Origin of the sequence: Microbispora sp. KK1-11, from assembly GCF_006874435.1 — a bacterium.
GTDB lineage: Bacteria > Actinomycetota > Actinomycetes > Streptosporangiales > Streptosporangiaceae > Microbispora > Microbispora catharanthi.
This window is the reverse complement of the sequence record NZ_VIRJ01000013.1, coordinates 72,010-89,220: the sequence shown is the minus strand read 5'-3', so window position 1 is coordinate 89,220 and position 17,211 is coordinate 72,010. Positions and strand designations below refer to the sequence as shown.

General features: G+C 69.9%; 15 protein-coding genes. 9 read left to right on the top strand and 6 right to left on the bottom strand.

Translation table 11 applies throughout. The annotated features are described in order from the left end of the window. Positions 1 to 58 precede the first annotated feature (58 nt). Positions 59 to 658, top strand: a complete 600-nt coding sequence (locus FLW16_RS19945) for a TetR/AcrR family transcriptional regulator (RefSeq protein WP_142561614.1) — start codon at positions 59 to 61, stop codon at positions 656 to 658. Between the two features lie 63 nt (positions 659 to 721). On the opposite strand, the gene FLW16_RS19940 is transcribed toward FLW16_RS19945, so the two are convergent. Further along, entirely contained in the window at positions 722 to 2,035 is a 1,314-nt protein-coding gene (locus FLW16_RS19940) for a UDP-glucose/GDP-mannose dehydrogenase family protein (RefSeq protein ID WP_142561613.1), read from the bottom strand. 226 nt (positions 2,036 to 2,261) lie between these two features. On the opposite strand from FLW16_RS19940, the gene FLW16_RS19935 reads away from it, so the two are divergent. Further along, positions 2,262 to 3,425 (top strand): acyl-CoA dehydrogenase family protein, encoded by a 1,164-nt coding sequence (locus tag FLW16_RS19935; protein ID WP_142561612.1) that lies wholly within the window; start codon positions 2,262 to 2,264, stop codon positions 3,423 to 3,425. Between the two features lie 456 nt (positions 3,426 to 3,881). Then, positions 3,882 to 5,474: a glycoside hydrolase family 44 protein gene (locus FLW16_RS19930; RefSeq protein ID WP_221891173.1), complete on the top strand. Its 1,593-nt coding sequence runs from the start codon at positions 3,882 to 3,884 to the stop codon at positions 5,472 to 5,474. Here FLW16_RS19930 and FLW16_RS44545 read toward each other — a convergent pair. From FLW16_RS44545 to FLW16_RS19920, 3 genes are all read right to left on the bottom strand, one after another. Further along, positions 5,440 to 5,787: a hypothetical protein gene (locus FLW16_RS44545; protein WP_221891172.1), complete on the bottom strand. Its 348-nt coding sequence runs from the start codon at positions 5,785 to 5,787 to the stop codon at positions 5,440 to 5,442. The genes FLW16_RS19930 and FLW16_RS44545 overlap by 35 nt on opposite strands. Continuing rightward, a complete protein-coding gene (locus FLW16_RS19925; protein ID WP_221891171.1) occupies positions 5,759 to 6,049 on the bottom strand; it encodes an alcohol dehydrogenase catalytic domain-containing protein in 291 nt (96 codons plus the stop codon). Before FLW16_RS19925 ends, FLW16_RS44545 begins: the two co-directional genes overlap by 29 nt. Before the next feature lie 82 nt (positions 6,050 to 6,131). Continuing rightward, positions 6,132 to 6,770 carry an HD domain-containing protein gene (locus FLW16_RS19920; RefSeq protein WP_142561611.1) on the bottom strand — a complete coding sequence of 213 codons (639 nt, stop codon included), beginning with the start codon at positions 6,768 to 6,770 and terminating at the stop codon, positions 6,132 to 6,134. Between the two features lie 355 nt (positions 6,771 to 7,125). Here FLW16_RS19920 and FLW16_RS19915 point away from each other — a divergent pair, with 355 nt between their 5' ends. Together FLW16_RS19915 and FLW16_RS19910 are read left to right on the top strand one after the other, a co-directional pair. Continuing rightward, positions 7,126 to 8,103 (top strand): GlxA family transcriptional regulator, encoded by a 978-nt coding sequence (locus FLW16_RS19915; RefSeq protein ID WP_185949505.1) that lies wholly within the window; start codon positions 7,126 to 7,128, stop codon positions 8,101 to 8,103. A gap of 162 nt (positions 8,104 to 8,265) precedes the next feature. Then, positions 8,266 to 9,339, top strand: a complete 1,074-nt coding sequence (locus FLW16_RS19910) for an aromatic acid exporter family protein (protein WP_260615406.1) — start codon at positions 8,266 to 8,268, stop codon at positions 9,337 to 9,339. Between the two features lie 263 nt (positions 9,340 to 9,602). On the opposite strand, the gene FLW16_RS19905 is transcribed toward FLW16_RS19910, so the two are convergent. Then, positions 9,603 to 11,210 carry an ABC-F family ATP-binding cassette domain-containing protein gene (locus FLW16_RS19905; RefSeq protein WP_142561609.1) on the bottom strand — a complete coding sequence of 536 codons (1,608 nt, stop codon included), beginning with the start codon at positions 11,208 to 11,210 and terminating at the stop codon, positions 9,603 to 9,605. A 639-nt stretch (positions 11,211 to 11,849) separates the two neighbouring features. Continuing rightward, positions 11,850 to 13,187: a hypothetical protein gene (locus tag FLW16_RS19900; protein ID WP_142561608.1), complete on the bottom strand. Its 1,338-nt coding sequence runs from the start codon at positions 13,185 to 13,187 to the stop codon at positions 11,850 to 11,852. 491 nt (positions 13,188 to 13,678) lie between these two features. Between FLW16_RS19900 and FLW16_RS19895 the strand changes: the two genes are divergently transcribed. The 4 genes from FLW16_RS19895 to FLW16_RS19880 are packed head-to-tail and all read left to right on the top strand — an operon-like array spanning position 13,679 to position 17,123. Next, complete coding sequence (locus tag FLW16_RS19895) at positions 13,679 to 14,209, top strand: MauE/DoxX family redox-associated membrane protein (RefSeq protein ID WP_185949504.1); 531 nt, start codon at positions 13,679 to 13,681, stop codon at positions 14,207 to 14,209. A gap of 15 nt (positions 14,210 to 14,224) precedes the next feature. Further along, positions 14,225 to 14,767, top strand: a complete 543-nt coding sequence (locus FLW16_RS19890; RefSeq protein ID WP_142561606.1) for a hypothetical protein — start codon at positions 14,225 to 14,227, stop codon at positions 14,765 to 14,767. Then, on the top strand, positions 14,764 to 16,680 hold the full coding sequence (locus FLW16_RS19885; RefSeq protein WP_260615403.1) for an ABC transporter ATP-binding protein: 1,917 nt from the start codon (positions 14,764 to 14,766) through the stop codon (positions 16,678 to 16,680). Before FLW16_RS19890 ends, FLW16_RS19885 begins: the two co-directional genes overlap by 4 nt. Beyond that, positions 16,677 to 17,123, top strand: a complete 447-nt coding sequence (locus FLW16_RS19880; protein WP_142561605.1) for a S26 family signal peptidase — start codon at positions 16,677 to 16,679, stop codon at positions 17,121 to 17,123. The genes FLW16_RS19885 and FLW16_RS19880 overlap by 4 nt, the downstream gene beginning before the upstream one ends. Positions 17,124 to 17,211 lie beyond the last annotated feature (88 nt).

Here is a 17,211-nt window from a genome sequence, read left to right as displayed (position 1 = left end):
TAATCCGCCGGGCATCGCACCGTCAATAAGATGCGCTCGTGTATCTTGAGGGGGAGTCGTGCCAGAGAAGACCGCAAGCCGGCGGCGCGGGGCCGAGCTGGAGGAGGCGTTGCTGGACGCCGCCTGGGACGAGCTGGTGAGCCTCGGCTATGGCGGCTTCACGTTCGAGGGCGTGGCCGCGCGTGCCCAGACCAGCCGGCCGGTCGTCCACCGGCGCTGGACCAGCCGGGCGGATTTGGCGATAGCCGCGATCAGTCACTACGGCCGGAAGAACCCGTTCACGGCGCCCGACACCGGATCTCTCCGCGACGATCTCGTGGCCCTGCTGCGCTGGCTGTCGGAGCGGCGCGTCGAGTTGGCGGTGGTGATGAGCATGCAGATGAGCGAATACTTCGCGGAGACCGACTCCACCTTGGCCGACCTGCGGGAGCGGCTCCTGGCGGAACGCGGGGGACCCCGCCTTATGGAGCAGGTCCTCGACCGCGCCGCCGCGCGCGGGGAGATCGACCCTCGGCGCATCACCGCGCGGCTGGCGGACCTGCCGGTCGACCTGATCCGTCACGAACTCCTGATGACCGGGCGGCCGGTCTCCGAGGAGGTCATCGCCGAGATCGTCGACGACGTCTTCCTGCCCCTCGTCCGTCTCAGGACAGGGTGACGGCGCTCCTCGGCCGCTCCGGCCGTACCCGGACGAGAACGGCCGGCGGGGCCGGCGGGGAGATCAGGGGCGGCCGAGGGCGCGGTAGTCCCAGCCGGCTTCGCGCCAGGTGTCCGCGTCGAGCGCGTTGCGGCCGTCGACGATGGTGCGGGCGGTGACGACCGCGCCAAGCTCCTCGGGGTCGAGGGCGACGAACTCCTGCCACTCGGTGAGCAACAGCACGACCTCGGCCCCCTGAGCGGCCTCCAGGGCCGACCCGGCGTACCCGAGATGGGGGTGGGCCGCCCGCGCGTTCGACAGGGCGGCCGGGTCGTAGACCGTGACCTGCCCGCCCAGCTCGGCGATCTTCACGGCCACGTCGAGCGCCGGCGAGTCGCGGATGTCGTCGGAGTTGGGTTTGAACGCCGCTCCCAGCACCGCGACCCTGCGGCCGTCGAACGCCCCGCCCAGGAGGTCGCGGGTGAGGTCGACCGTCCGGGCGCGGCGGCGCAGGTTGATCTCGTCGACCTCGCGGAGGAAGGCGAGCGCCTGGTGGGCGCCGAGCTCGTCGGCCCTGGCCGTGAACGCCCTGATGTCCTTGGGCAGGCAGCCGCCGCCGAAGCCGAGCCCGGCGTTGAGGTATCTGCCGCCGATCCGCTCGTCGTACGACAGCGCCTGCGACAACTGGGTGACGTCGCCGCCGGCGGCCTCGCAGACCTCGGCCATGGCGTTGATGAACGAGATCTTCGTGGCCAGGAACGCGTTCGCGGCCGACTTCACCAGCTCGGCCGTGGGGAAGTCGGTCACCACGATCGGCACCTCGCCCAGGGGCGCGTAGACGTCCCGCAGGACCTTCTCGGCCCGCTCGGAGGCGACCCCGAGCACGATCCGGTCGGGACGGAGCGTGTCCTGCACGGCGAAGCCCTCACGCAGGAACTCGGGGTTCCAGGCCAGCTCGACCTGCATCCCGGCGGGCGCGAGCCGTACGAGCTTGTCCGCGAGGCGCTCGGCGGTGCCGACCGGCACCGTGGACTTGCCCACGACCAGGCACTCGCGGTCGAGGTGGGGGGCCAGCGACTCGACGACCGCGTCGAGGAAGGAGACGTCGGCGGCCTGCTCGCCCTTCTTCTGGGGCGTGCCCACACAGATGAAGTGGACGTCGCCGAACTGCGCCGCCTCCTCGTAGGAGGTGGTGAAACGCAGCCTGCCCGAGTCGAGGTTGCGGCGGAGGAGCTCCTGCAGGCCGGGCTCGTGAATCGGCAGCTCGCCGCGCTGCAGTCGTTCGATCTTGCTCTGATCCACGTCCAGACCGAGCACTTCGAAGCCCAGTTCGGCCATGCACGCCGCGTGCGTAGCACCCAGGTATCCGGTCCCCAGCACAGTGAGGCGGTACGGCACGGCATGCTCCCCTCTTACCGACTCTTTGTGATCTGGCATGGTACCGGCCCAGTCAACTGCCCTGTGAGCCACCTGGGCAAACCGGCGCCTTTGGCCCCACGGTACGGCTCCGGACGTGCCCGGTCGACGCCAGGCGGCCACTTCCTCGCCCCTGTCAGGGTGTCGTGTCAAGGACGGGGTCGTACTGACTGGTAACTTTCTAGTCGGACGTCCTAGTATCGGCGCTATGAGCTTCCCTCTCTACGCCCCCGCTGAGGAGCACGAGATGCTCCGCGAGACGGTCCGGGCCCTCGCCGACGAGAAGATCGCCCCGCGTGCCGCGGCGGCCGATGAGAACGAGGAGTTCCCCTGGGAGGTCTACAAGGACCTCGTCGCGGCCGATCTGCACGCCGTCCACATCCCCGAGGCGTACGGCGGGGCGGGCGCCGACGCGCTCGCGACCGTGATCGTCATCGAGGAGGTCGCCCGCGCGTGCGCCTCGTCCTCGCTGATCCCGGCCGTCAACAAGCTGGGCACCGTGCCGCTGCTGCTGTCGGCGTCCGAGGAGCTCAAGCAGCGCTACCTGACGCCGGTCGCGCGCGGGGAGGCCATGTTCTCCTACGCCCTGTCGGAGCCGGAGGCCGGCTCCGACGCCGCCGCGATGAAGACCAGGGCCGAGCGCGACGGCGACCACTACGTGCTCAACGGCACCAAGATGTGGATTACCAACGCGGGCGTCTCGGAGTACTACACCGTCATGGCCGTGACCGACCCCTCGGCCGGCGCCCGCGGCATCTCGGCGTTCGTGGTGGAGAAGGACGACGAGGGCGTCTCGTTCGGGGCCAAGGAGAAGAAGCTCGGCATCAAGGGCTCGCCCACCCGTCAGGTCATCCTGGAGAACGTCCGCATCCCGGCCTCGCGGATGATCGGCGAGCCGGGCACCGGGTTCAAGACCGCCCTGGCCACGCTCGACCACACCCGCATCACGATCGCCGCGCAGGCGCTCGGCATCGCCCAGGGCGCGCTCGACTACGCGCTCGGCTACGTCAAGGAGCGCAAGCAGTTCGGCAAGCCGATCGCCGACTTCCAGGGCCTGCAGTTCATGCTCGCCGACATGGCGATGAAGCTGGAGGCCGCCCGCCAGCTCACCTACGCCGCCGCCGCCAAGTCGGAGCTGGCCATGAACGGCACCCCGGTCAAGGACCTCACGTTCTTCTCCAGCGCCGCCAAGTGCGCCGCATCCGACGCCGCCATGGAGATCACCGTCGACGCCGTCCAGCTGCTGGGCGGGTACGGCTACACGCGGGACTTCCCGGTCGAGCGCATGATGCGCGACGCCAAGATCACCCAGATTTACGAGGGCACCAACCAGATCCAGCGCATGGTCATGGCCCGCCAGCTCCTCAAGTAGTCCTTGACGTGGGAGAACCCGGTCCGTTGGTGCTTTGCGGACCGGGTTCCGGTTGTGGTCGCCTCAGCGGCCCACTGAAGGAGCGGCACGACGCGTTCCCGGTCGTTCTTCGGCAGCGCGTGGACGTGGTCGGCGCCCGGCTTCTCGATCTGTCGGCGTGGCCGCATTCGTGGGCTGTGTGTGGAACTTTCAGGTTGTCCTCCTGAACCGCGGCCGGGTCGTCACGGGGCGGCCAATGCTTGACCTGGAGACGCACCAAGTCAGGGGGGCCAAGTTTCTTCGGTTCCGCCTGGCCGCCCGCCTCCGCGCGACTGCGGCGCCTTGACTCGGGTGAAGCGTCCGGTCAGGCTCCTCGGTTGTTGACCGACGGATCGATTGACGGGAGCGTCGATGATGGGTGCTCAACGGCGGCGGAAGCTGCGATCGGCCACGACGCTCGGCGTAGCGGTGTCCTTCGTGGCGGGGACATTGACCACCCAGGCGGCCCTGGACCCGGCTGCGGCGGCAGCGGGTCCTACGTTGTCGGTGGACCTGTCCGCCGCCCGGCACCCGATCAGTCCGGACATCTACGGCATGAACGGCGCCGACCCGGCGTTCGCCGCCGAGATCGGCCTGCCGGTGGCGCGCTGGGGCGGCAACGCGACCACGCGTTACAACTTCAAGAACCACACCTACAACACGGGAAGCGACTGGTACTTCGAGAACATCGTCGCCGGGCCCGACAACACGGTCGAGGCGTTCGTCAAGACCAACCAGGACCGCGGCAGCAAACAGGTCGTCACCGTGCCGATGAGCGGGTGGGTGGCCAAGGACTCGCCCGCCCAGCACCCGTTCGCCTGCGGATTCCCGGCCAGCCGGTTCCCCGCTCAGGACGGATTCGACCAGTGGGACGCCGGCTGCGGCAACGGCAGGCTCAACAACGCGAACCTCACCGGGGCGGTGCCTGAGGACACCTCGATCCCGGTGGACGCCTCGTTCGACGGCGAGATGGTGTCGCATCTCGTGAGCCAGTTCGGTACGGCGGCGCGCGGCGGCGTGTCGATCTACGAGCTCGACAACGAGCCGGTGTTGTGGAACTCCACGCATCGCGACGTGCACCCCGAGGCGGTCTCGTACGACGAGCTGGGCAGCAAGAGCACCGCGACCGCCGCGGCCATCAAGGCCGCGGACCCGAGCGCGGCGGTGCTCGGCCCGTCCGGATGGGGATACTGCGAGTGGGTCGCGTCCGGGGTGGACGGATGTGCGCCGGGCGCCGACGCGGCCGCGCACGGCGGGCTCAACCTGTCGCAGTGGTTCCTGAAGAACATGAAGGACTACAGCGACGCGCACGGCGGCAAGCGCATGCTCAACTACTTCGACCAGCACTACTACCCCCAGATCAACGGCGGGAAGGACCCCGAGTCCAACGCGTGGCGGCTGCGGTCCACGCGTTCGCTGTGGGACCCGACGTACGTCGAGGAGTCCTGGATCGGCCCCACGGGCGTGAACGCGCCGCCGCTGCAGTTCATCCGCAAGATGAAGGAGTGGGTCGCGCAGTACTACCCCGGCACGAAGACCGCGATCACCGAGTACAACTGGGGCGCGCTGGACGACATCAACGGCGCCCTGGCGCAGGCCGACGTTCTCGGCATCTTCGGGCGTGAGGGTCTCGACCTCGCGACCATCTGGGGCGAACCTCAGCCGACGCAGCCCGGCGCCTACGCGTTCCGGATGTACCGCAACTATGACGGCGCGGGGAGCCGGTTCGGCGACGTGAGCGTGTCGGCGGCCAGCAGCGATCAAGGGCAGCTGGCGGTGTACGGGGCGCAGCGCTCGCGCGACAAGGCGTTGACCCTGATGGTCATCAACAAGACCGGCGGTGAGCTGACCTCACCGTTGTCGATCGCCGGACTGCACGGCAACGCCAGGGCGCAGCGGTTCACCTACAGCCCGGCCGATCTCGACTCGATCGTGCGCGGTGACGATCTCATGGTGCACCAGGGCCGGGTCACTGCGACGTACCCGGCTAATTCGATCACCCTGCTGGTCTTGCCAGGGCATCGGCGTTGATGGTTCCCGGGAGGGAGCGGCGCAGTCGGCCCAGGTGGGCCAAGAGCACGTCGCAGAACACCCGGATCTGCGAGGGCACCGACCGGATCCAGCGCATGGTTACGGCCCGCCGGCTCCTCACGTAGCGGCTCGGTGTGCGAAACCCCGTCTGCCGTTCAGGGCGGGCGGGGTCGGCCTGCATCGGCCCGAGCACGAGCCGCGCGGCGGCCACGGTGTGGTCGATGCCGGCCGCGAGGGGGGCGAGGTTGCGAGCCTCCACGGTGGTGTATTCGGCCAGGGATCCGTCACGGGTCCAGTCGGTCGGTCCGAACACCCGCTGGCCCACGGTTGAGGCCGGTCGTTCCGTAGCCCAGCTCGACCACGACTCCGGACAGCTCGTGCCCGGGGATGCCGGGTGTCCGGTCGCGGCCGGCGCGATCGGACCACGTTGCCGGCCAGTCGAGCTCTCCGGGGGTGAACCCCGCGGCGTGCACGCGCACGATGACGTCGTTCTCCGCGGGGTGGGGGTAAGGCATGTCGGTCAGGGTGAGGCCGCCGACGTCCGCGTCACGATCTCGTACGGTGATCGCTCGCATGCTCGAATCCTTTCAAGAACGTTCCTGGATCGGGACGGCACGCTCGCGGTCGCCGTTCATCGCGTGGCCTCGTGATGTCCGGTCAACTCGGCCAGGGTGAGCCGACGATGAGCTCGACCGTCTTCATGCGCTGGAAGCCGGGGATGAAGTGCTCGAGCACGTCGGAGTTCACGGTGCCGTTCGTGGTTTCCGGGCGGTTCTTGAGCCCGTCGACGTAGGTTCGCAGGAACTCGTTCTTGAAGTCCCCTCGTGGGTGAACGGCGAGGATCGCGCTCAGCTGATCGTGTTCCAGTCCGTCCAGGCCGAAGCCGATCACGTCGGTCAGGACGCCGAGGTGCGTGCACGCGATTTCCGGGGCCATCCGGTCAGGGATGCCCGGCGTGGTGTGGAGCGCGATCGCCGTCCAGACGGTCTCGGCTGCGGCCGTCGAGAAGCCCCGGTCGAGGAGGAACTTGCGCGCATGGTCGGCGCCGTCCACTTCGAAGCGCTGCTCGACCTCGGGGAAGGGAGTCAGGAGGCCGCTGTCGTGGAACATGGCCGCCAAGTAGAGCAGCTCCGGATCCGGTTCCACATCGAGCTTGTGCGCGTGAATCAGGCCGAAGAAGAAGACCCGCCGGGAGTGGTGGTAGATGAGGGGGCTGGTCGTCTCCTGGACGAGCCTGGTCGCTTCGGCGACCGCCGCTGTCTCAGGAATCTCCAACCCCGCGATGACCTCTGGCATGACCCCTGACCTTCCGGGAAGTATGTCGGGCTGTGTATCGTGTGTCCGATTTCAATGCTTCCCGTCGATCGGCGTGCGGCGCCGCCTTCGTCCGGCCAGGAATCACCTATATCCGGACAGGACGAAATCTCAGCCGGGTGCTCCACCGCGCCCGGCACCACGTCACGTAGCCGGGTCCGGCGCGTGGCCTCGACGCCCGCTGCAGGTTGAGGACCCAGGAGGATCCCCGTGATCTCCGATGACGGTGTGCTACCAATGAACCGTGTCCATGCCTCCCGCGTCGCCGGCCCGACAACGGTCAGTGCCGGTGGCGTACGGCCGGTCGCCGAGTGGATCCGGCTCCGGTGAGGCCGGGGTGGCGGACGCTGCTCCCCGTCGCGTCGCGATCCTCGTCTACGACGGAGTGACGTTGCTGGACGTCGCCGGTCCCGCGGAGGTGTTCAAGGAGGCGAACCGGGTCGGTGCCGACTACCGGATCGTGCTGCTGTCGCCGACCGGTGCGGACGTCACGTCGAACCTCGGGGTCCGGATCGCGGTGGACGGCGCCGTCTCCTCGGAGACGGCTCTCGACACGTTGCTGGTGGCCGGGTCCGATCTCTATCCGCGCGCCCGTGTCCCCGGCGACCTGGCGGACGCCGCGCGGATATCGGCGGCTGCGGCCGGCCGGGTCGCGTCGATCTGCACCGGGGCGTTCGTCCTCGCCGCCGCCGGCCTCCTCGACGGCAAGCGCGCGACCACCCACTGGAAGGTCGCGCACGAGCTCGCCGCCCGGTGTCCGGCGTGCCGCGTCGAGCCCGACGCGATCTACGTTCGTGACGGCACCACGTACACGTCGGCAGGAGTGGCGGCCGGCATCGATCTGGCGCTCGCCCTCGTCGAAGAGGACCACGGGCCCGACCTCGCACGCGACGTCGCCCGCGCCTTGGTGGTGTACATGCAGCGTGCGGGTGGCCAGTCCCAGTTCTCGGCACCGCTGCAAGGACCGCCGCCCCGCTCGTCGGCTCTGCGTGAAGTCACGGACCTGGTGACGGCGAACCCCTGCGGGGACCACTCACTCGGTGAGCTCGCGAAGCACCTCAACGTGAGCACCCGGCACCTCACCCGACTTTTCCGCGACGAGCTGTCCACGACACCGGCCCGCTACGTGGAGAACATCCGATTCGACATGGCCAGGGCGCTGCTCGATCAAGGACACACCGCGACGCAGGCCGCGGCCCTCGCCGGGTTCCCCAGTTACGAAAGCATGCGACGGGTCTTCGCCAGGAAGCTGTCGATCAGCCCCGCCGCCTACCAACGCCGGTTCAGCACGGCCCGCCGCGTCGACGCGGGTTAGGCGCGAGCCGGGTGGCGCCGCCGCATCGGTCGGCGACGACGTCCGCCTGAGATGCCTGGCCTCCACTGAATGGGTCGAATCAGAAGAATTCGGGGCAAATGTGATCTCAATGTCATAAAGATCCGCGATCGTGGAGGAGTGCGAAGGTGGCTCGGTGATCAGGTGAGGAAGCGGCTGGGCACGTTCGGTCTGATCGGGCCTTCTATCGCGCAGTGTGCCGTGGGCGCCGCGCTGGCCTGGATCGTCGCCGTTCATCTGCTCGGCCACGCCCACCCTCTCTTCGCGCCCATCTCTGTGATGATCTGCGTGGGCGTCGGGCTGGGGCAGCGGCTGCGCAGGGTGGCCGAGCTGGTGATCGGTGTCAGTCTGGGCGTGGGCATCGGCGACCTGCTGGTGTCCTGGATCGGCTCGGGCCCCTGGCAGCTGGCGCTCGTGATCGCGCTGGCGATGACCGTCGCGTGGGTACTGAACAGCGGCGAGCTGTTCGTGTCGCAGGCCGGGTCGTCCGCGGTGCTGGTCGCCATGCTGGTGCCGGGCGAGGACGGCGGCGGGCTGGACCGGATGGCCGATGCGCTCACCGGCGGCATCGTCGGCATCGTCGCGGTCGCACTGCTGCCCGCCAGTCCCCTCGCCATCGCGGGCAGACATCTGTCCGGCGTGCTCGACGCCTTCTCCACCGTGCTGGAACAGACGGCGGAGGCGATCGAAAAGGGAGATATGGATCTGGCCGCCGAAGCACTGGAGTGCGGACGCAGGACCCAGACCGCGGTCGAGGATTTCGCGGCGGCGCTGGAGAACAGCAAGGAGATCATCAGGATCTCGCCGCTGCGCTGGCATCACAGGGCCAGACTGGCCAGGTACACGACCGTCGCCCTACCGGTGGATCTGGCGCTGCGCAACGCACGCGTTCTGGTCCGCCGCACACTCGCGGCGATGGGGGAGGCGAGCCCGCCACCGCTCGCCCTGGCCGAGTTGCTGCGCGAGGTCTCGGAGGCGGCGCTGCTGCTCCAGCTCGAACTGGGGGCTGGGCGCGAACCGATGTTGGCCAGGCAGGCGTTGCTCGCCGTCGCCGCACGGGAGCGGCCCAAGACCCTGGGCTTCTCGGCGAACGTCATCATCGCGCAGTTGCGCTCCATCGCCGTCGATCTGCTGGAGGCGACCGGGATGGATCACGACGAGGCCTCGGCCACGCTGACCCCGCTGAACGAGCTGAGCGACGAGAGCATGCGCGGCTGAGGTCGAACGCCCTCGGGCTCCTCGACGTGGCCGAAATGTCCGCTGTGCCCAGGTGTCGCGGGCAGCCAGGGCCGGACGAGCCGGTATCGCCGATGCCCCGTCAGAGTGGTCCACATCGGCGACGGTGAAGGCCGCGGAAGAACTCCCCGCACGCGGGGAATGGCCTGCATGTCCGGGAACCATCCGCGGCCACGTGCTCGCCCGTCCCTGCCCTGCGTCATCCGGTCCGTGGTCGTGCGCGCTCTACGTGTCAGTCCACGGTGTCAGACGTTCAGGTCGGGACGTTGGCGCATGCGCCCGTCCGCGCCGAGTTCGAGGACCGTGTCGATGCCGATCCGTTCGAGGAACGTGAAGTCGTGGCTGACGACGAGGAGGGCTCCGCGGTAGGCGTCGAGCGCTTCTGCGAGTTGCTCGACGCTCGCGATGTCGAGGTTGTTGGTGGGTTCGTCGAGGATCAACAGCTGGGCGGGCGGCTCGGCCAGAAGGAGTTTCGCGAGCGAGACCCGGAAGCGTTCGCCGCCCGAGAGGGTGCTGACGGGACGGTCGACGCTGTCCCCGCGGAGGAGCAGACGGGCGAGCTGGTTGCGGATCGTTCCGGCCGTTGTGCCGGGAGCGACCGACTGCACGTTCGCCATGGCGCTCGCGTCTTCATCGAGTCCGTCGAGGCGCTGGGGCAGGTAACCGATGAGATCGGTCAGGAGCCTCCCGTGCGCTCGGCCCGGAGCCGGCGTTCCGCCCTGGACGAGCTGCTCGACCAACGTCGACTTCCCGGCCCCGTTCGGCCCGACGAGGGCCACCCGCTCCGGTCCCTGGATGACCACGGTGCGGTCTTCGTCGTGGAGCTCGGCGAGGCGACGGCCACGCGGTACGTCGGGATCGGGAAGCGTGAGGTTGATGTGCGCGTCCTCGCGGACGCGTGCGTCGGCGGCGTCCACGGCGGCCTGAGCGGCCTGGACCTTGTCGTCGAGGGTGGAGCGCAGCGATCCGGCGGATGCCTGCGCCTTGCTGGCGCGGTTGCCGGCCAGGATCTTCGGGATGCCTCCGTCCTTCTGTGTCTTCTTGGCGGTGCGCTCTCTGCGGGCGAGCTTGGTCTCGGCCTCGACCCGCTGGCGTTTTTCGACCTTGAGCGCCTGCTGGGCCGAACGGGCGGCCTGAACGGCGGCGGCCTGCTCCTGCTCCAGGTGCTCCTTCCACGCGCTGTAGGGGCCACCGAAGGTGTCGAGGTTTCCGGCGTGGAGCTCGGCGGTGTTCTCCATGTGCTCAAGAAGTTCGAGGTCGTGGCTGACGACGACGAGGGTCCCGGGCCATTCGTCCACGAACTCGGCGAGCTTGGCTCGGGTGGGCCGGTCAAGGTTGTTGGTGGGCTCGTCGAGCAGCGTGATCGCAGTGCGGCGGATGCGCAGGCCGGTGATGGCGATGAGCATCGCCTCCCCGCCGGAGACCTCGGCGATCCGGCGGTCCAGATCCTTGGCGGTGAAGCCGATCTGGTGCAGCGCCTCGTCGGCTCGTGCCTCGATGTCCCAGTCGTCGCCGATGGTGTCGAAGTGCCGCTGGTCGACGTCGCCGGCCTCGATCGCCTTCATCGCCGCGAGGACGCCGTCGATGCCGAGGAGCCCGGCGATGGTCGTCTCCTGATGGAGGGTGAGCGTCTGCGGCAGGTAGCCGACCTCGCCGATCGTGTCGATCCGGCCGGCTGTCGGGGTCAGGATTCCGGCGATCAGCCGCAGCAGGGTCGACTTCCCGGCGCCGTTGCGGCCGATGAGGCCGGTGCGGCCGGTCGTGAACGTGCCGTTGACGCCGGAGAGCGCGACGCTGCCGTCGGGCCATTCGAACGTCAGGTCGCGGAGGGTGATGGCGGATTTGGTGGACATCGCTGGTGGTTCTCTTCTTTCTGCCCGTCACCGCGGACGGGTGTGATGGGGATCAGTGCTCACAGCGAGGTGATGAGGCGCCGGGACCGGAATGCGAGGGCCGGCACGCCTGTCTTCCATCGCGCGACGACGACGGGTACGGGTGGCCAGGTGCCGGTGCGGCAACGGAGTCGATCACGGCAACGGAAGCCCGCCGACATGCGACAACGGGCGGGCCCGCTGTCGGAGCGAAGAGAAGCCGGAGAGACGGCGAGATCGACATCAGGTGCGTTCGCGGGCACGGACTCGTAACCGAGGTCGGTGCGGTGCGAACGTGCCGGTGAGGTTCACGCAGGAAGGTCAACGCCATGAATCGGCGGACCGACGGCCCTGCGGGGAGTGAATAGTCGTCACCGATGAGGGAGCGACGCTCCCCACAGGTGAAAGCCACCGGCAGTTCGGTGGCTAGATTCTGTCGACCTCAATCTCCATGGGCCGGATCCTACCAGTCGTGAGGGTCCTCTCTTTTCCTGTCGCGACAGGAGGCGGCCGAGGCTCTTCGGCATCGGGGCACACCTGCGCGGGCTGATGAACGCCCAGCGACGGGCCGTGAGCGCCGAGCGGAGCCGCGCGGACCGGGGCGAGCCTGGACGGCGACGGTCAGCTCGGGCAGGCGTCGCGGCAGCCGCCGAAGCGCTCGGCGTCCGGCCGGGTGAAGCGGGTCTCCTGCGTCCCCCGCACCGCCTCGGTCATCGTCTTCTTCCAGATCAGGCCGGGAACCGACGTGCCGTCCACGTGTGAGTAGCGGCGGCCGCCGATGGTGACGTCGATCAACGGGTAGCGGATCGTGCTGCGAGAGTCGCCGAGGCTGACGGCCGAGGCCAGGCCGGGGGTGTAGCCGGCGTACCAGGCGGTGCTGAAGATGTCGCCGTCGCCGGGCATGCCCGCCGCCTCGCGGCCGATGCCCTTGAGCGCGCTCTTGGCCAGAACGTCCTTCAGCACGCCGGTGACCGCGTCGGCGACCGCCGGGTCCAGGACCTGCGCGCAGTGCGCAGGGAAGGTACGTGCGGCGCCCGAGCCGTCCCGGATCTCCGTGATCACCCTCGGCTCGCAGAAGCGCCCGCGGGCGGCGAGGCTCGCGTACGAGTTGGCCACCGAGACGGGATCGGCCTCGGTAACGCCCAGGGGGAAGGTCTCGAACTCCTGGAGCGGCTTCCCGTCGAAGCTTTTGAGCCCGAGCCGCTGGGCCATCTGGACGGTCTCGCACAGGCCCACCTTCTCCTGAAGTCGCATGAAGAAGGTGTTCACCGCGTCCCGGGTGCCCGACCGCAAGGTGACGAGCCGGACTCCGCCCTTCTTCCGGTTGTGGATGCTGTGGTACGGATCTGCGACAGGCCGGCCCGCGCAGTTCTTGAACTTAGCGAAGATCGAGGGGCGGTACTCGTCCGAGACCACGAACCCGTCGTCGTACCGGAAACCGGCGGCGAGCGCGGCGGCCAGGGCGTAAGGCATTGCCGTCGTGCCCTGGTGGAGGCCCGGCCCGTCGGCGGGATCACGGCTGGTGACCATGGCCTTGACGGTCCCCTCGCCCGGAGTGATCATGACCTGCGTGGCGATCTGCGGGTCGTCGCGGTGGACGTAGGCGTCGACGGCCCGTTGCGCCGCCCGCTGGAGCCGCTGGTCGATCGTCGTCTGAATCGTCAGACCGTCGCGGGTGAGCAGTCCCGGGTCCTCGGCGACAATCCGCTCTCTGACATACCGGCAGAGGTAGGCATATCCGCTGTCCGTGCAGTCGCCGGAGAACTCCTCGATGACGGCGCCCTCGGCGTCCAGCAGCACGCTTTTCCGGGCCACGGGGGAAGCGGAGGCCGCGGCGGTGGAAACGGAGGCGACGGGCTTCTCGTCGACACCGCCACCCGCCGGGTTCCGCAACAGCAGGAGAACCACGATCACCGCACCCGCCGCGGCGACGCCCAGGAAAACCAGAAATGCCTTCATCGTCGCCCTTCGGTCGCCCAAGGCCGCGTTTCCGCCACGCTCCGATTGCCTCGCCGGCCCGAACGTCCATCCATGATGCAGTCCCTGCACCACGCCGGCAAAATTCGCGCGGGCACCATGGTGGTCCATTCCTTGGCCAGGTGATTCCGCTGATGACGACCGCAGGCGGCGCGTCATTACAGGGACATAGGTTTTCGGCCCTGCCGATGAACGATTCAAGCGGCCGATCGATCCGCCGGGCGGGAATTCGCGCCACCAGCCTCGGGCGGAACAATGTGACAGGCGTCTACTGCCTGCCGGTGCTGCCCTCCTACCAGACCACGTATCAGTGGGGCCGGGAGTTACGGCGCAGTGGTCAGCGCATTCTTGTGGCCGTTCACTTCCGTTCGTCCCCGATACATCGGAGCGTGTAGCCGTCGTGTATCCGGCGTCCCGCGGCGGTTCCTAGCGTGATGGGCGACCCGCCCGCCCGACCGGGGATGAGGACGCCCGTGGCCTATCTCTTCGCCTTCTGCCGGCTGCTCACGGGGATCGTCTTCCTCACGTCCGCCATGAGCAAGCTGCGCGGGCGGGCGGCGTACGAGGAGTTCACGGTGGCCACTCGCGCCCTCACGCGGCTGCCGGCCCGGCCCGTCGCGGTCCTCGTCGTCGCCGCCGAGGTCGCCGTCGCGCCGCTGCTGGCCTGGCCGCCCACCATGCTCGCCGGCTTCTGCGTCGCGCTCGGGCTGCTCGTGGCCTTCACCGTGGCCATCGTGGTCGCCCTGGGGCGCGGCAGGCGGGTTCCCTGCCGCTGCTTCGGCGCCTCCGCCGTTCCGGTGGGCCCCGGTCATCTCGCGCGCAACGCCGTGCTCATCGTGGCAGCGGCGGCCGGAGCGATCCAGGCCGGGACCGGAGTCGTCCCCGTGGGCCTCGGGGCGGCCGGGCTCGCCGGGGTCGCCGGGGTCGCCCTTGCGGCCGGAGCCGCGGCGGTCCTGCTTTCCGCGATCGGCGAGATCGCCGGTCTCTTCACCAGTTCACCCTGACGGAGGTAGTCCCTCATGCCGTTTCTGACAGCGCTCGTCCTGGGCGTCGGCGTCCTGTGCCTGATCGACCTGGTGCTGACGGTCGGGGTGATCCGGCGGTTGCGGGCGCACGAGGAGATGCTGTCGGAGAGGCCGGTGGTGTCCCCGTCGATCGTGCTCCCACCCGGGGCGATGATCGGCGGCTTCTCCGCGGTGAGCACCGACGGCGTCCACGTCTCCGACGAGACGCTGACCGAGCCGGTCCTCGTCGGCGTCTTCTCGCCCGGCTGCTCGGCCTGCCACGACCGCCTGCCGCAGTTCGCCGAGCGCGCGCGATCCTTCCCCGGAGGACGCGGCAACGTGCTCGCCGTGCTCGTCGGTACGGAGGAGGAGGTGGCGGACGAACGGCGGACGCTGGAGCCGGTCGCCCTGGTGCTGATCGAGGAGTACGGCACCGGCCTCACGAAGGCGTTGCAGGTGAACGGCTTCCCGTCCCTCGCCCTGGTCGACGTGCGCGGAAGGGTCGTCGCCAGCGGGACCACTCTCGAGGACCTCGACAAGATTCCCGTACACGCGTGACGGCGCGGGTGCGGGGCCTCGCCGGAGCGCGGGGGGTGGTCACCGCTCTCGGCATGGCCTGGCGGGCGAGCAGGGGGCTGACCATCGCCTTCGCCGTCCTCAGCATGCTCATGGCCGTCCTGCCGGTGACGATCGCCTGGTGCACCAAGCTGGTCCTCGACGAGATCGCCGGCGGCCGGCCCGGGGCCGGTGTGACGGCGGCGCTGGGCGCCGTGCTCGCCGGGTGCGGGCTGCTGACGGCGCTCGGGCCGCAGATCGTCCAGTACGTAAGGGACGAGAGCGGGCGCAGGATCGGGCTCGTCGCCCAGGACAGCCTCTTCAGGGCCACCGAGCGGTTCGTCGGCCTCGCCAGGTTCGAGGACCCCGCGTTCCTCGACCGGATCCGCATGGCCCAGCAGTACGGCGGGGCGACCCCGGGCATGGTGGTCTCCGCCGCCCTGGGCGCCGCCAGAACGGTGATGACCGGTGCCGGGTTCCTCGTCTCCCTCGTGACGATAAGCCCGTGGATGGCCGCCCTCGTGGTCGGCGCCGCGGCGCCGTCTCTGGCCGCGGAGCTCTGGCTGTCCCGGCGGCGTGCCGCGATGCTGTGGGGCATCGGCCCGGTCGAGCGCCGCGAGTTCTTCTTCGGGGAGCTTCTCGTCAACGTCCAGGCGGCCAAGGAGCTGAGGCTCTTCGGCATCGGGGCGCACCTGCGCGGGCTGATGAACGCCCAGCGGCGGGCCGCGAACGCCGAGCGGAGCCGCACCGACCGGCGCGAGCTGGGCGTCCAGGCCGTCACCGGGACCACGGCGGCGCTGGCGGCCGGGGGCGGCCTGCTGTGGGTTCTCGTCTCCGCGGCGAACGGCACGGGCGGGGTCGGCGACGTCGCGCTGTTCGTCGCCGCCGTCGCCGGAGTCCAGGCGGCGGCGAGCGGCCTCGTCGTCGAACTCGTCACCGCGCATCAGCAGGTGCTGTTGTTCGGCCACTACCTCGCCGTCCTGGACGCCGAGCCGGACCTGCCGGTCCCGGCCCGGCCCCGGCGGGCCGGCCCGCTGCGCCGGGGGATCGAGCTGAAGGACGTGTGGTTCCGCTACTCGCCCGGCCATCCCTGGGCCCTGCGCGGCGTCAGCCTGACCATCCCGTACGGCAGCGCGGTGGCGCTCGCCGGGAGGAACGGCGCGGGCAAGAGCACGGTGGTCAAGCTCCTGTGCCGGATGTACGACCCGGAACGCGGCTCGGTCCTGTGGGACGGGATCGATCTCAGAGAGCTGGACCCGGCGGAGCTTCGCGCCCGGATCGGGGCGGTGTTCCAGGACTACATGGAGTACGACATGACCGCGGCCGAGAACATCGGCCTGGGCGATCTCGCCGCGCTGGACGACCGGGGGAGGATCGAGGCGGCGGCGCGGCGGGCGGGCGTGCACGGCGTCGTGAGCGGCCTGCCCGGGGGGTACGACACCATGCTGTCCCGCATCTTCGCCGGCACCGCCGAGAACGGCACCGCCGAGAACGGCACCGCGGAGGACGGTCTCTCGGAGGACGGCGGCGGCGTGGGCGTCCACCTGTCGGGCGGGCAGTGGCAGCGGCTCGCCCTCGCCCGCGCCTACCTGCGGGGCGAGCGGGACCTGCTGATCCTGGACGAGCCCAGCTCGGGCCTCGACGCCGAGGCGGAGCACGAGATCCATCAGGGCCTGCGGGAGCACCGCCGCGGCCGTACGAGCCTGCTGATCAGCCATCGGCTCGGCGCCGTGCGCGACGCGGACCACATCGTGGTCCTCGACGGCGGACAGGTCGCCGAGCAGGGCACGCACATTGGGCTGCTCGCGTGCGGCGGGATCTACGCCCACCTGTTCGCCCTGCAGGCGGAGGGATACCGGCAGCGGGAGGACCGGGACGCCGGCGCCCCGCGCGACCGGCTCTCGGGGGCGCGATGACACCCGTCCTGCTCGTCCTGCTCGCATCGGCGCTCGGAGGCGGCGTCGTGATGGCGGCCAGGCGGACCCTGCGCGTCGTCGAGGTGCACGGGGAGAGCATGGCGCCCGGTCTGCGGCCCGGTGACCGGGTTCTCGTACGCAGGCTGCGACAGGGCCGACCCGGCCGGCGCGTCCGGCGCGGGGACATCGTGGTCATCTCCCGCGTGGGCCCGGGGGAGGGCGTCGCGCTCGGCGGCGGCACGAACCTGGTGATCAAGCGGGCCGCGGCCGTGGCAGGGGATCCGATCCCTCCGGGATTCGAGGCGTTGGGAGAGGCCCGGGTGCCGCCGGGGCGGCTGCTCGTCCTCGGGGACAACCCGTCGCGCAGCACCGACTCCCGGCAGTGGGGGCTCCTCCCGGAAAGCAGGATCACGGGTGTCGTGCTCCGGCGGATGAACGCGTGAACCAGGCGAAGCCGATACAGGAATTCGTGTATCTGAGTCGTACGTCCGTGAGCGAAGCCGCTCCTAATGTCGGTCACCGAAAAGGAGT